We start from the raw sequence: 12,642 nt of genomic DNA on the forward strand, positions 1-12,642 counted from the left end.
CGCCTGGTGACGGCAGGCCGTCGCCGCACGGAAGGCCGCCACCTCACCGCGAAACGCCGCAGGCCCCGCCCCTCCGAAACGCCGAAACGCCGCAGGCCCGCTCCTCCGAAAAACGCCGCAGGCCCCGCCCCTCCGAGTGGAGGGCGGGGCCTTGCGGGTGGGTGCGCGCCGCGGCGTGGTGACTCTTAGTACCAGCCGTGGGTCTGCCAGAAGTTCCAGGCGCCGTTCGGGGAGCCGTAGCGCTCGTTCATGTACTCCAGACCCCACTTGATCTGGGTGGCGGGGTTCGTCTTCCAGTCGGAGCCGGCGGAGGCCATCTTGGAGCCGGGGAGGGCCTGGACCAGGCCGTAGGCGCCGCTGGAGGAGTTGGTGGCGGTGTGGTTCCAGCCGGACTCGTGCTCGACGATCTTGCTGAAGGACGCGAACTGCGACGGCGGCACGATCTGTCGGGCGATCTCCTGCGGGGTGGCGGCGGAGGCCGTACCCGTGTTGCCGAGCACCGCGCCCGAGGCGCCGATGAGGACGGCGGCGGAGACGGCGAAGGTCTTCTTGCGGGAGACGGCGCGAGTGGCGATCGAGCGGAACAAAGCGTCATACCTAACGTCGGGGACATGGTCGCGCCGGGCGTTTTCGGCATGCCGGAACCAGAGCCCGGGGGTCCGGGAGCTGGTGGGGAACCGGCCTGCCGTGGTGCTTCGCGAACCTCGCTGAGCACCGGCTGCCTGGCGACGTCCACCAGAGAAACAGGCCCGTGGCGGCGACGCAACGACCCCCTGTACGAGGAGGATTCGGACCCGGACGGGGGGTCCCGGGCGGGACGGAGGCGTGGGTCCCGTCCCGTTTCCGCAGGTCACGTGCACGTATGGGGCGATTTGGGCGGCTCGTCCCGGCTACTATTCCGATTCGTACGTGACCTGGGTCCTATGAGGGGCCTCACCCCGAGGGGCCCTCTCAGGGCCCTCGAATGTGACCTGGGCCTCGAAGTTGGCGCGCCGCGTCGCCCGCCGGAGAGCTCGCAGGAGCGGGCCGCCGACGGTCAGGGTGAGGACCACGGTCAGCAGGGCGCGGCCGAGGTCCCAGCCGAGGGAGGTGGCGAGGACGTACGCGAGGAAGCGCACCAGGTTCTCGGCGGGCGGGGCACCCGGGACGAAGCAGACCCCGCACGCTTCCCGGTCCTGCCCGCCGCTGACGGTCACCCATCCGTAGAGATTGGTGACCGTCCCGTACGCGAACGCCGCCACGAAGCCGTACGCGGAGAGCATCAGGAGCTCACGCCGGCCCCGCAGGCCCGCCGGGCCCGGCAGCAGGCCCGCGCCCATCGCGAACCAGCCCATGGCCAGCATCTGCGTCGGCATCCACGGCCCCACGCCGCCCGTGAGCAGCGCGGAGGCGAACATCGTCACCGCGCCCAGGACGAAGCCGAAGCCCGGGCCGAGGACCCGGCCGCTCAGCACCATCAGGAAGAACATGGGCTCCAGGCCGGCCGTCCCGGCGCCGATCGGCCGCAGTGCCGCCCCCACGGCGGCGAGCACCCCCAGCATCGCCACCGCCTTCGCGTCCATGCCGCAGTCGGCGATGGTCGCCACGACGACCGCGATGAGCAGCGGCAGGACGAGGGCGAAGAGCCAGGGGGCGTCGGCGGCGTGGTCGGTGACGGCGGAGTCCGCGTCGGCGAACAGCGGCCAGCAGATGCCGGTGAGACCGACGAAGGAGACGAGCGCGAGCGCGGCCACGGAGCGGGGGCCGAGCCGGACGGGCCGTGCGGCGCGGGTGGCGGGGGAGCCGTTCACGGGCGGAGCGCCTCCTCCACCTGGTCGACCGTGAGCCACGGCTCCGGCGCGAGGATCTTCGCGACCTGCGGCGAGAAGGCCGGGGAGGAGACGACGACCTCGGCGGTCGGGCCGTCGGCGACCACCTCACCGCCCGCGAGGACCACGACACGGTGCGCGAGCTCCGCCGCCAGCTCCACGTCGTGCGTGGCGAGCACGATGGCGTGCCCCGCGGCGGCGAGCGCCCGCAGGTGGGTCACCAGGCGCGCCTTCGCCGCGTAGTCCAGACCGCGGGTCGGCTCGTCGAGCAGGAGGAGCGGCGGGCGGGCGGTCAGGACGACGGCGAGCGCGAGCGCGAGCCGCTGGCCCTCGGACAGGTCCCGCGGGTGGGTGCCGTCGGCGACGCCCGGCAGCAGCTCCGACACCAGCTGTCGGCAGCTGCCGGGCGCGGCGCCCGCGTCGGCGTCGGCCGCGGCGCACTCCGCCGCGACGGTGTCGGCGTACAACAGGTCCCGCGGTTCCTGCGGCACCAGTCCCACCTGCTTGATCAGCTCACGCGGATCGGTGGTGTGCGGGGCGAGCCCCGCGACCCGGACCCGGCCGCCCGTGGGCGCGACCATGCCGACGAGCGCCCCGAGCAGCGTGGACTTCCCGGCCCCGTTCCGCCCCATGAGCGCGACCGTCTCCCCGGCCGCGACGTGCACCGTCACCTGCCGCAGCGCCTCGACGCGCCCCCGGCGAACGGCGAGACGGTCGACGGCGACGAGGGGGGCGGCGGGGCCGGTGGGGGTGGCGGCCGCGGGGCGGGTGCGGCGCCGCCTGAACAGGGAGATTCCCCCACCCCGCCCCTTCCCGGCTGTGACATGTGCGGCTCCGCCGCGTGAGGGGGCGCTGCCCCTGGACCCCCGCGCCTCAAACGCCGGCGGGGCTGGATTTTCAGCCCGTCCGGCGCTTGAGGACACGGCCGCAGGCCGTTCGGGGTCCGGGGCGGAGCCCCGGTTTCGGGAAGGGGCGGGGTAGGGGACAAGGCCCGCCGCAGGCGTCCGGCCCGCCAGCGCAGCCTTCAGCGGGCCCGCCGCCCGCCTCGCGTCCCGGACCGTCAGCGGGAGCGGGGACCAGCCTGCCGTACGGCCGAGGGCGACCACCGGCGGGTGGATGGCGGAGACCGCCATCATGTCGGCGGGCGGGCCCATGACGGCCTCGGGCAGTAGCAGCACGCGGTCCGCGTACTGCACCACCCGCTCCAGGCGGTGCTCCGCCATGAGGACCGTCGTGCCCAGGTCGTGGACCAGGCGCTGGAGGACGGCCAGGACGTCCTCCGCGGCCGACGGGTCGAGCGCCGAGGTCGGCTCGTCGAGCACGAGGACCTTAGGGTGCGGCGTCAGCACCGAGCCGATCGCGACCCGCTGCTGCTGTCCGCCCGAGAGCGTGGCGATCGGACGGTCGCGCAGCTCGGCGAGGCCGAGCAGGTCGAGCGTCTCCTCGACGCGCCGCCGCATCACCGAGGGCGGGAGCCCGAGCGACTCCATGCCGTACGCCAGCTCGTCCTCGACCGTGTCGGTGACGAAGTGCGCGAGGGGGTCCTGCCCGACCGTGCCCACCAGATCCGCGAGCTCGCGCGGCGGATGCGTCCGCGTGTCCCGCCCGTCGACCGTGACCCGGCCGGTGAGCGTGCCGCCCGTGAAGTGGGGGACCAGGCCCGAGACGGCACCGAGCAGGGTCGACTTGCCGACGCCCGACGGGCCGACGAGCAGCACGAGCTCGCCCTCGGGCACGGTCAGGTCGACGTTCCTGAGGGTGGGTCCTGCCTCGCCGTCGTACGTGACCGACACGTTCTCGAAGCGGATCACGGGCGCTGACTCTCCTTGCGTACGTCATGTACGTCGTGTACGTCGTGTACCTCATGTACGTCGCGTACTTCATGTGCGTCTCGTACCCCGCCTGCCCCGGGTGCGACGGGCGCGACGGGCGCCACGAACGCCGGCAGCAGGCCGACCAGCACCGAAACCGCCGGCCACACCGGCAGCCCGGGCGCCTCCAGCGGTACGACGCCGGGGTGCAGCGCCTCCGGCACGGCCGCGCCGGTACGGATCACCAGGACCGCCACCGCCATGCCGGAACCCGCGACCAGCCACGCCCGCACCCCCCAGCGGTCCGGCCGGTACCGGGTGCGCACGGTCCTCCGCCCGCCGAGCCGCAGCCCGGCGACCGCCGCGACGAGCCCGGCCACGAACAGCGGCAGCCCGTACCCGGCGCCCTGCGCGGCCAGCAGTCCGTACGAGCCGGCGCACACGCCCAGCAGCCCGCCGAGCGTCAGCACGTTCGTCGTGCGCCGGACGGCGGGCGGGACCTGCGCCGTACGGCCGTACCCGCGCGCGTCCATCGACGCGGCCACCGCCACCGAACGCTCCAGCGCGCCCTCCAGCACCGGCAGTCCGATCTGGAGCAGCGCCCGCACGCCGCCCGTCGGGCGGCCGCGCAGCCGGCGGGCGGTGCGCAGCCGCACGACGTCCGCGACCAGGTTCGGCGCGAACGTCATCGCCACGACGACGGCGACCCCGGCCTCGTACAGCGCCCCCGGCAGCGACTTCAGCAGCCGCGAGGGATTGGCGAGCGCGTTCGCCGCGCCCACGCAGATCAGCAGGGTGGCCAGCTTCAGTCCGTCGTACAGCGCGAACACCAGCTGCTCGGCCGTGACCCGGCCGCCGACCCGGATGCCCTGCGCCCAGTCGGGCAGCGGCACTTCGGGCAGCGTGAACAGCAGGTGCGTGCCCGGGATCGGCGAGCCGAGGAGCAGCGAGAAGAGGACGCGGAGCCCGACGACGAAGAGGCCGAGCTTCACGAACGCGCCGTACGAGCGGGCCCAGGGCGCGTCGGTACGGCGGGCGGCCACGACGTAGCCGGCGACGCCGACGACCAGCCCGAGGAGGAGCGGATTGGTGGTCCGCGAGGCGGCCACGGCGAGCCCGAGCGCCCAGAGCCACCAGGCGCCGGGATGCAGGGCGTTGGAGCGCGTCGCCTCCGGCGCCCGCAGACGGGCCGCCGGTCCCGGGGTCCGCCTCGCGGTCATCGACCGCGGCGGCGGGCCTGCCAGACGCCCGCGGCGCCGAGGAGGAGCACGGCGGCTCCGCCCGCGACGAGACCGAGGGACGGACCGCCGGTGTCCGACGAGGACGACGAGGCCGACGCTGCCGACGACGCCGACGAGGGTGACGAGGCCGAAGAGCTCGCCGAGCCCGTCGAGCCCGTCGAGGCCGAGGGCGCGTCCGCGGGGGTCCGCGACGGCTTCGTCCCGGAGTCGGTGTCCGGCAGGGTGACCTGCTCGCCGCAGCCCTGCCGCGGGTAGCCGGAGATCCCGCACAGCAGCGCGTTGCTGTCGTACCGCAGCGGCTTGGCGACCGCCGCCAGCGCCTCCGCGGCGGTGGCGTCCTCCCGTACCCGCGGGCAGTCCGTCCGCACCGCCGGCTTCGGCGGGGTCTCGCCGGGCGGCGCGTCCTCGGTGCCGCCGAAGTCGACGACCACGGCGACCCGCTTCGTGCCGGCCTCCTTCTCGACGCCCGAGCAGATCCGGGTGAAGTCGGGGAGGGCGGAGGGCTGCGTCGCGTCGGCGGCGTCCCGGCTGACGGCGAAGCGGAAGCCGACGACGTCGCCGTCGGCGGGCCGGGCGGTCGCCGGGCCCTGTGAGGCGTAGCCCCACTTCGCGCCCGCGCCCGCGCCCTGGTTCTCCCAGAAGGACCAGTAGCGGTAGCCGGACTCGGCCCCGGCGGGCGCCGCGACGGCGAGCGTCAGGACCGCGGCGCCGAAGCCCGCGGCGAGCCGGGTCCTCACTTCTTGCGGCCGCTCAGGAGGAAGCCGATGCCGACGCCGACGACCGTGCCGATGCCGATGATCCACCACACGTCGAAGCCGCCCTCGTCCTCGTCGGCGCCCGCGGACGCCTGCGAGTTGTCGGGGGCCTTGGGCGCGGGGCCGGTGGCGTTCAGCTTCTCCAGGAGGTCGACGGTGCCGAAGCTGCGCGGGTCGGTGTCCATGGCGTGCGCGGCGAAGACGAGCTGGGCGTAGGCGGCCGGGCCGCTGGTCTCGGCCCAGTTCGCGGAGTTCTTCTCCAGCCAGGCCAGTGCGCCGGTGGCTTCCTTCTTGGCGCCGGAGGCGGCGAGCGCCACGACGGCGTCGGCGGTGTTGCCGTAGTCGGGCAGTGCGGCGGGCTCGGTGGCGCCGGGCATCGGGGGCGCGGTGAGGTGGCCGGTCTCCGCGAGCTGCGCGGCGAGGTAGGAGGCGCCGTTGAGGGCGGCCCGCTCCGGGGTCGGCCTGGCCGGCTGGTCGGTGCAGACCGGCTTCTGCTCGGGCTGCGCGCCGCGGGCGGTGATGCCCTTGCCGAGGCCGGCCAGGGTGGCGGCGGCGGTGGCGTCGGCGTTGGCGAGGAGCTTGCCGTTCTTGTCGGGCTGGTAGGCGAAGGCACCGGCGCCGCCGGCCGCGCCCTTGGCCGCTTCACCGCCGGCGCCCTTGGCGGCCGCGCCCGTGCAGGGCAGGGCGAAGGTGAGGAGCGCGTCGTACGGGGTCTTGCCGTCGGCCGACTTCACGACGCCGGGCCGGACGCTCGACGCGGCGAGGGAGCCGATGACGATCGAGGTGGAGTTGGCGTCGCTCGGGCCGCCGGGCAGGTAGCTCCAGCCGCCGTCCTTGTTCTGGACGCTCTTGAGCCACGCGACGCCCGCCTTGACGGCCTTGTCGGTCTTCGCCGGGTCAGCGGACTGGCGCTTCACCGCGCCGAGCGCCTGGACGGCGACGGCGGTGGAGTTGCTGTCCAGCATGGTCTTGGCGTCGCAGGCCTTCGCCGGGTCGGGTCGGTACGCGGCGAAGCCGCCGTTGGCGCACTGCTGGCCGAGCAGCCAGTCCACGGCCTGGTCGGCGGGCTGGATGCCGGAGGTGCGCTGGGCGAGGAAGGCGAGCGACTGCCGCCAGACGCCGTCGTAGGTCGGGTCGGTCTTGCCGTAGAGCCCGGCCGGGATCCTGACGGGCGAGGGGGTCGGCGAGGGTGCGGCGGCGGCCACTCCGGCGGCGGTGGTGCTGAGCACGGCACCGGCCGCGAGTGCGGCGGCGGCGCGGCGAACGCTGATCATGGGTCCCTCTCTGCGGGCACCGGACACCGGCACCCCGGGGGGCCGGCCTCCGGCGCCGTATTCCTCGACGGTGCCGGCGCTCACGTCCCGTACCGGGCATTCCGACTCCATGCCTGGGGTGGCATGTCACGGATCGGGGTGTCCCCTGCTCGAGCGAAGCCGAGAGCTTGGGGAAGGGTCGGTGCCGGATTCCCACCGGCTTCCCCCAGTACGGGCATGACGACGACCGCCCACTGTACCGGCCGGGCCCCGGCCGCTCCCGGAGCCGTACGTCACACGGCCCCGTACGTCACGACGTCACACGGCCACGTACGTCACCGGGTCCGTGCCCGGCACCGGCTCGGCGCGGCCCAGCTTCACCAGGCGGCGGACGTGGGCCTCGGCCTCGCTGACGGCGATGTTGCGGGAGCCGTACGGGATGCGGTCCCAGGGGCGGTTCCACTCCATGCGTTCGGCGAGCTGCCAGGGCGTGAGCGGCACGGCGAGCAGGGCGAGGAGACCGGTGAGGCGGTCCTGGTGGTGGGCGAGGAGCTCGCGGACCCGGCCGGCGGCGTCGGCGAAGGCGTACTGGTGGGCCGGGAGCACCTCGGCGACGCCGAGCCGGCCGATCCGCTCCAGCGAGTCGAGGTAGTCGCCGAGGGGGTCGGTCACCGTGGCATCGTCCGGGTCCTCGTACAGGCCGATGTGCGGGCTGATCCCGGGCAGCAGGTGGTCGCCGGAGAACAGCCGGCCGTGGCCGGGGAGACCGGCCGGGTGGGCCTCCTCCAGGTGGAGGCAGACGTGGCCGGGCGTGTGGCCGGGCGTCCACACGGCGCGCAGCCGGCGGCCGGCCAGGTCGAGGAGCTCGCCGGGCACGATCTCGCGGTCGGGCAGGGCGGAGCGCAGCCCGGGGAGCGTCCGCATCCGGCCGCCGGCGGAGCGGGCGGCGAGCAGCGGGGCGGTGTGCTCGTCGGGCGCGCCGACCGCGGCGAGCTTGCGGGCCAGGTAGTCGAGCCAGGTCCCCGGCTCGGCGTCGCGGGTGCGGCGGACGACGGCGATGTCGGCGGCGTGCATGGCGATCCAGGCGCCGGACTCCTCGCGCACCCTGCCGGACAGGCCGTGATGGTCGGGATGGTGGTGGGTGACGACGACGCCGTGGACATCGGCCGGGGAGAGGCCCAAGGCCCCCAGCCCGGCAGTGAGTTCGGCCCAGGACTCGGGGTCGTCCCAGCCGGTGTCGACGAGCACGGGCCCGCGGTCGGTGTCGAGGACGTGCACCAGGGTGTGCCCGAGCGGGTTGTCCGGAATGGGCACCCGCAAGGACCAGACGCCCCCGCCGTGCTCGGTCACCGCGTCGGTCACCTGCGTCATGAGCGTCCTCGTCTCTGCGTACGGGTACGGCCGTCGCAGCAGCACTATAACGAGAACTGACGCAGCGTCAGAAGCGCTGGGTCGTCATCGCCTCAGTCGATCCGCTGGCAGATCGGCACGGGGAGGCGCGGTGACCAGATGCCCGTCGTGCGGTCGTACGCGCGGGCGTAACCGTTGTTGCCGGGCGCGCACGGCGAGGCGATGTTCGTCTCCACGTAGATCGCGCCGCCGGGGGTGATGGAGTGCGTCTTCGCGGTGACCGTCTGGCGGAAGGCGACCGTTCCGTTGTTGTACTTGACGTAGAGGGTGACCGGGCCGCCGACGGTGAAGTTGCCGCCGCCGATCTTCAGGTGCCCGTTGAACGTGTACTGGAAGAGGAAGGACTCGTGGGCCCTGGCCGGGGCGGCGGCGCTCTCGGGCCGGGCCTGGGCGGCCGGCGACGCGGGCTGCGCGGGCGCCGACGAGGCGGTGGGGGCGGTGAGGGCGAAAGCGGCGGCGGCCGACACCGCGACGGCCGTGACGCGCCGCGCCCGGTGCGGATGTGAGCGCGCGAGGGTACGCATGGCAGCTCCTCAGGGCGGGGGAGGAGCGGTGACGTCGGCGGCCGGGAATGCGCGCGGGCCGCGGGTTCTTCCGCTCCGTCTCAAAGTCTAGAACAGGGGCGCCGGTCACGCCTGCCGGTCATGCCCGCCCCTCCCGAGTCTGGCCAAGCATAACTAGAACTGGTATCAGTTCTGAAACACTGTCAGATATCGACAGCGCGATATCGGCATCGACGCGTGGTTCCGGGAGGCAGTCGGTCATGACCGAGCTTGTGGAGCACGGAAAACTGTTCATCGGCGGCGAGTTGACCGACCCGCTCGGCAGCGAGGTCATCGAGGTGGTCTCCCCGCACACCGAGGAGGTCATCGGCCGCGTCCCGCACGCCTCCGAGGCCGATGTCGACCGCGCCGTCGCCGCCGCGCGCCGCGCCTTCGACCAGGGGCCCTGGCCGCGGGCGACGCTGGAGGAGCGGATCGAGGTCGTCGGGCGGATCAAGGACGCCATCGCCGTACGGCACGAGGAGATCGCCCGTTCCATCAGCTCCCAGAACGGCTCGCCCTACTCCTGGTCCGTCCTCGCCCAGGCGCTCGGCGCGATGATGGTGTGGGACTCGGCGATCACCGTGGCCAGGCAGTTCGCGTACGAGGAGCGGCGCTCCGGAGTCCTCGGGCCGCTGCTCGTGCGGCGCGAGCCGGTCGGCGTGGTGGCGGCCGTGGTCCCCTGGAACGTGCCGCAGTTCACCGCCGCCGCCAAGCTCGGGCCCGCGCTGCTCGCCGGCTGCACGGTGGTCCTCAAGCCCTCGCCGGAGTCGCCGCTCGACTCCTACATCCTCGGCGAGATCGCCGCCGAGGCCGGCCTGCCCGAGGGCGTCCTCTCGATCCTGCCCGCGGACCGGGAGGTCAGCGAGTACCTGGTCGGGCATCCCGGCGTCGACAAGGTCTCCTTCACCGGCTCGGTCGCGGCCGGCAAGCGCGTGATGGAGGTCGCCTCCCGCAACCTCACCCGCGTCACCCTCGAACTCGGCGGCAAGTCCGCCGCCGTCGTCCTGCCCGACGCCGACGTGGCGGCGGCCGTCGCCGGCATCGCGCCCGCCGCGTGGATGAACAACGGCCAGGCCTGCGTCGCCCAGACCCGCATCCTCGCCCCGCGTTCCCGCTACGAGGAGCTCGCCGAGGCCTTCGCGGCGGCGGCCGGCGCGCTCGTGGTCGGCGACCCGCTGGACCCGGCCACCCAGGTCGGCCCGCTCGTGGCCCGCCGCCAGCAGCAGCGCTCCCTCGACTACATCGGCATCGGCCAGGCCGAGGGCGCCAAGGTCCTCGCCGGCGGCGGCCGTCCGGCGGGCCTGGAGCGCGGCTGGTACGTCGAGCCGACCCTCTTCGGCGGTGTCGACAACGCGATGCGGATTGCCCGCGAGGAGATCTTCGGCCCGGTCATCTGCCTCCTCCCGTACGAGGACGAGGAGGAGGCCCTGCGGATCGCGAACGACTCCGACTACGGGCTCTCCGGCAGCGTCTGGACCGGCGACGTCGAGCACGGCGTCGACTTCGCCCGCCGGGTCCGCACCGGAACCTTCAACGTCAACACCTTCAGCCTCGACATGCTCGGGCCGTTCGGCGGCTACAAGAACTCCGGCCTCGGCCGGGAGTTCGGCCCCGAGGGCCTGTCCGAGTACCTGGAGCACAAGATGATCCACCTGCCGGCGGGATACGAGTCACCGTCCTCCGGAAACGAGGAGCCGGGTGGCAACGAGGGGCCGTCCGGCAACGAGGGGCCGGGTGGGGCGTGATGGGCGACCGCTGGCACGTGGAGGTCGACCGGGGCGTCTGCATCGGCTCCGGCATGTGCGTCAACCACGCCCCGGACGGCTTCCGCCTCGACGCCGCCCGCCAGTCCCACCCGCGCGACCCCGAGTCCGACGCGAACGAGCGGATCCTCGCGGCGGCGGAGGGCTGTCCGGTGGAGGCGATCTCGATCGCCCTGGCGGACGGCGGGGAGCCGGTGTTCCCGCCTGAGGAGTAGGGGCGCAACCTCCGCGTGGAACACTCCTCCCGTGTCGGGAGGGGAACGGACGTGAAGAGAACGGCGACGGCGGCGGTCCTGGCCGCGGTGGTGACGCTCGCGGCCACGGGCTGCTCGGAGGAGGGGCCGGGGGAGTCCGGGCCGCTCACCAAGGAACAGGTGCGGAAGGAACTGACCGCCTCGACGACCGAAGCCGGCGCGCCGCCCGACGACCCGTCCTGGGAGGCCCTGGCGAAGGCCGCCCCGGCCGACACCTGGGCGGAGTGCCTGGTCATGTACAAGGGCCGCGGCACGCGGCTCGCGCCGGTCGACGGCCGCCGGTACGAGACGGTGCTGAGCGGACTGCGCGAGCGCGGCTGGCGGCAGTCCGGCAGGACGGAGAACGGCGAGATCGTGCACACCTTCACGAAGAGCGGCTGGAGCCTGGTGGCGGAGTTCCGGGGCGTACCGGAGACCGGACAGATCAGCCTGATGGCCACCGAGGACGCCTGCGTCGCCCGGTCGGGCGGTGGCGGTGCGTCAGGGTTCCCATATGCAAAACTACTGCCTTGATCACGGGGGCAAGAGGCCCTTGTGCGCGCTGATTTGGGAGTGTTGTGCGCAAGGCGATGGTGGCGGCCGCGGCCGCCGGTGTGGTGCTGCTGGTCGCGGGCTGCGGAAGCAACGGCGGCTCGGACAAGGGCGGTTCGTCCACGGGCGGTTCCTCCTCGGCCGGTTCGACGACGGGCGGTTCGGAGGCCGGTGGCGGCGCGGAGCTGACGGCGGACGCCGTGCGGACCGAGATCGAGACCGCGGCGACCGGTGCGGGCTTCGTGCAGGACGCCTCCGGCGAGCAGATTCCGCCCGGCCTGGAGAAGTGCATGGTCTCCTGGACCGCAGACGCCAAGAAGGCCGCCGACCCGAAGAAGTCCTACACGGACACGGTGGCGGCCCTCGGCAAGGGCGACTGGAAGCCCGGCCAGTCCCTGTCCCAGGGCGGTTCGACGGTCCAGACCCTCACGAAGGGCACCTGGCAGCTGAAGGCCAGCGACCACAGCATGGGCCCGGTGAAGATGGTGATGTTCATCGCCAGCGACAGCTCGCCCGTGTGCGAGGCGCTGTTCAAGGCCGACCTGGAGAAGAACAAGAAGTCCTGAGTCCCGGACTTCCGGCGTCACCGGCGCCGGCGGCCTCAGCCGCGTCCGGGTCCCTTCGCGGACCCGGGCGCGGTCAGGTCGATCAGCCGGCAGACCGTCTCGATGTCGATCTTCACCTGTGCGATCGAGGCCCGTCCCGACAGCCAGGTGATCAGCGCCGAGTGCCAGGTGTGCTCGATCACCCGCACCGCGGACAGCTGCTCCGGCGTCGGGTGCTCCGCCCCCATCGCGTCCAGGATGATCGCCGTCGTCAGCCGCGACACCGTGTCGACCTCGGGGCTCACGCTCCGGTCGGCGAAGGTCAGCGCCCGCACCATCGCGTCCGCCAGCTGCGGCTCGCGCTGCAGCGCGCGGAAGGCCCGCATCAGCGTCTCGGCCACCCGCTCGGCCGGGTCCTCGCCCGCGGGCGGACGCTTGCGCAGCGTCGTGTGCATGTGCTGGAGCTGGTCCTGCATGGTGGCGACCAGCAGATGGATCTTGGACGGGAAGTAGCGGTAGAGCGTGCCGAGCGCCACCCCGGCCGCCTCGGCGACCTCCCGCATCTGCACGGCGTCGAAACCGCCGCGTCCGGCCAGCTGCGCACTGGCGTGCAGGATGCGCCGGCGGCGTGCCTCCTGGCGCTCTGTCAGGGGCGGCGACGCAGGTCTGTCTTCCGCGTTCATGGGGTCCCGTTCCGTGCGGTGCCGTGCGGTGGCGGAGCGACAG

13 protein-coding genes are annotated in these 12,642 nt (G+C 73.8%); 4 read left to right on the forward strand and 9 right to left on the reverse strand.

Going from position 1 to position 12,642, the window contains the following annotated elements; all coding sequences use genetic code 11:
• Window positions 1–185 precede the first annotated feature (185 nt).
• From ACFWJO_RS15980 to ACFWJO_RS16015, 8 genes are all read right to left on the reverse strand, one after another.
• Complete coding sequence (locus ACFWJO_RS15980; protein ID WP_384418528.1) at window positions 186–587, reverse strand: transglycosylase SLT domain-containing protein; 402 nt, start codon at window positions 585–587, stop codon at window positions 186–188.
• 306 nt (window positions 588–893) lie between these two features.
• Window positions 894–1,790, reverse strand: a complete 897-nt coding sequence (locus tag ACFWJO_RS15985) for an ECF transporter S component (RefSeq protein ID WP_386865430.1) — start codon at window positions 1,788–1,790, stop codon at window positions 894–896.
• Complete coding sequence (locus tag ACFWJO_RS15990) at window positions 1,787–3,619, reverse strand: ABC transporter ATP-binding protein (protein WP_386865432.1); 1,833 nt, start codon at window positions 3,617–3,619, stop codon at window positions 1,787–1,789. The genes ACFWJO_RS15985 and ACFWJO_RS15990 overlap by 4 nt, the downstream gene beginning before the upstream one ends.
• Window positions 3,616–4,839 carry an energy-coupling factor transporter transmembrane component T gene (locus ACFWJO_RS15995; protein ID WP_386865434.1) on the reverse strand — a complete coding sequence of 408 codons (1,224 nt, stop codon included), beginning with the start codon at window positions 4,837–4,839 and terminating at the stop codon, window positions 3,616–3,618. The genes ACFWJO_RS15990 and ACFWJO_RS15995 overlap by 4 nt, the downstream gene beginning before the upstream one ends.
• Window positions 4,836–5,597: an SCO2322 family protein gene (locus tag ACFWJO_RS16000; RefSeq protein ID WP_386865436.1), complete on the reverse strand. Its 762-nt coding sequence runs from the start codon at window positions 5,595–5,597 to the stop codon at window positions 4,836–4,838. The genes ACFWJO_RS15995 and ACFWJO_RS16000 overlap by 4 nt, the downstream gene beginning before the upstream one ends.
• Window positions 5,594–6,889: a prenyltransferase/squalene oxidase repeat-containing protein gene (locus ACFWJO_RS16005; RefSeq protein ID WP_386865438.1), complete on the reverse strand. Its 1,296-nt coding sequence runs from the start codon at window positions 6,887–6,889 to the stop codon at window positions 5,594–5,596. The genes ACFWJO_RS16000 and ACFWJO_RS16005 overlap by 4 nt, the downstream gene beginning before the upstream one ends.
• A gap of 297 nt (window positions 6,890–7,186) precedes the next feature.
• Complete coding sequence (locus tag ACFWJO_RS16010; RefSeq protein ID WP_386865440.1) at window positions 7,187–8,239, reverse strand: MBL fold metallo-hydrolase; 1,053 nt, start codon at window positions 8,237–8,239, stop codon at window positions 7,187–7,189.
• A gap of 92 nt (window positions 8,240–8,331) precedes the next feature.
• Window positions 8,332–8,802, reverse strand: coding sequence for a hypothetical protein (locus ACFWJO_RS16015; RefSeq protein ID WP_386865442.1), 471 nt, complete (start codon window positions 8,800–8,802; stop codon window positions 8,332–8,334).
• 239 nt (window positions 8,803–9,041) lie between these two features.
• Between ACFWJO_RS16015 and ACFWJO_RS16020 the strand changes: the two genes are divergently transcribed.
• Genes ACFWJO_RS16020 through ACFWJO_RS16035 form a run of 4 tightly spaced genes read left to right on the forward strand, consistent with a single transcriptional unit; the run spans window position 9,042 to window position 11,937 of the window.
• Window positions 9,042–10,568: an aldehyde dehydrogenase gene (locus ACFWJO_RS16020; RefSeq protein WP_386865444.1), complete on the forward strand. Its 1,527-nt coding sequence runs from the start codon at window positions 9,042–9,044 to the stop codon at window positions 10,566–10,568.
• On the forward strand, window positions 10,568–10,801 hold the full coding sequence (locus tag ACFWJO_RS16025) for a ferredoxin (protein ID WP_386865446.1): 234 nt from the start codon (window positions 10,568–10,570) through the stop codon (window positions 10,799–10,801). Before ACFWJO_RS16020 ends, ACFWJO_RS16025 begins: the two co-directional genes overlap by 1 nt.
• A 51-nt stretch (window positions 10,802–10,852) precedes the next feature.
• Complete coding sequence (locus ACFWJO_RS16030; protein ID WP_386865447.1) at window positions 10,853–11,353, forward strand: hypothetical protein; 501 nt, start codon at window positions 10,853–10,855, stop codon at window positions 11,351–11,353.
• A 44-nt stretch (window positions 11,354–11,397) separates the two neighbouring features.
• Window positions 11,398–11,937 carry a hypothetical protein gene (locus tag ACFWJO_RS16035; protein WP_386865449.1) on the forward strand — a complete coding sequence of 180 codons (540 nt, stop codon included), beginning with the start codon at window positions 11,398–11,400 and terminating at the stop codon, window positions 11,935–11,937.
• A 35-nt stretch (window positions 11,938–11,972) separates the two neighbouring features.
• On the opposite strand, the gene ACFWJO_RS16040 is transcribed toward ACFWJO_RS16035, so the two are convergent.
• Window positions 11,973–12,599, reverse strand: a complete 627-nt coding sequence (locus ACFWJO_RS16040) for a TetR family transcriptional regulator (RefSeq protein WP_386865451.1) — start codon at window positions 12,597–12,599, stop codon at window positions 11,973–11,975.
• Between the last annotated feature and the right edge of the window lie 43 nt (window positions 12,600–12,642).

The organism is Streptomyces sp. NPDC127092 (genome assembly GCF_042722475.1).
Lineage (GTDB): Bacteria > Actinomycetota > Actinomycetes > Streptomycetales > Streptomycetaceae > Streptomyces.

Bases quoted from the DNA above. Each gene is read 5' to 3' on its own strand.
- ACFWJO_RS15995 (WP_386865434.1), bottom strand. From the start codon at position 4,839: ATGACCGCGAGGCGGACCCCGGGACCGGCGGCCCGTCTGCGGGCGCCG.
- ACFWJO_RS16005 (WP_386865438.1), bottom strand. From the start codon at position 6,889: ATGATCAGCGTTCGCCGCGCCGCCGCCGCACTCGCGGCCGGTGCCGTG.
- ACFWJO_RS16010 (WP_386865440.1), bottom strand. From the start codon at position 8,239: ATGACGCAGGTGACCGACGCGGTGACCGAGCACGGCGGGGGCGTCTGG.
- ACFWJO_RS16015 (WP_386865442.1), bottom strand. From the start codon at position 8,802: ATGCGTACCCTCGCGCGCTCACATCCGCACCGGGCGCGGCGCGTCACG.
- ACFWJO_RS16020 (WP_386865444.1), top strand. From the start codon at position 9,042: ATGACCGAGCTTGTGGAGCACGGAAAACTGTTCATCGGCGGCGAGTTG.
- ACFWJO_RS16025 (WP_386865446.1), top strand. From the start codon at position 10,568: ATGGGCGACCGCTGGCACGTGGAGGTCGACCGGGGCGTCTGCATCGGC.
- ACFWJO_RS16040 (WP_386865451.1), bottom strand. From the start codon at position 12,599: ATGAACGCGGAAGACAGACCTGCGTCGCCGCCCCTGACAGAGCGCCAG.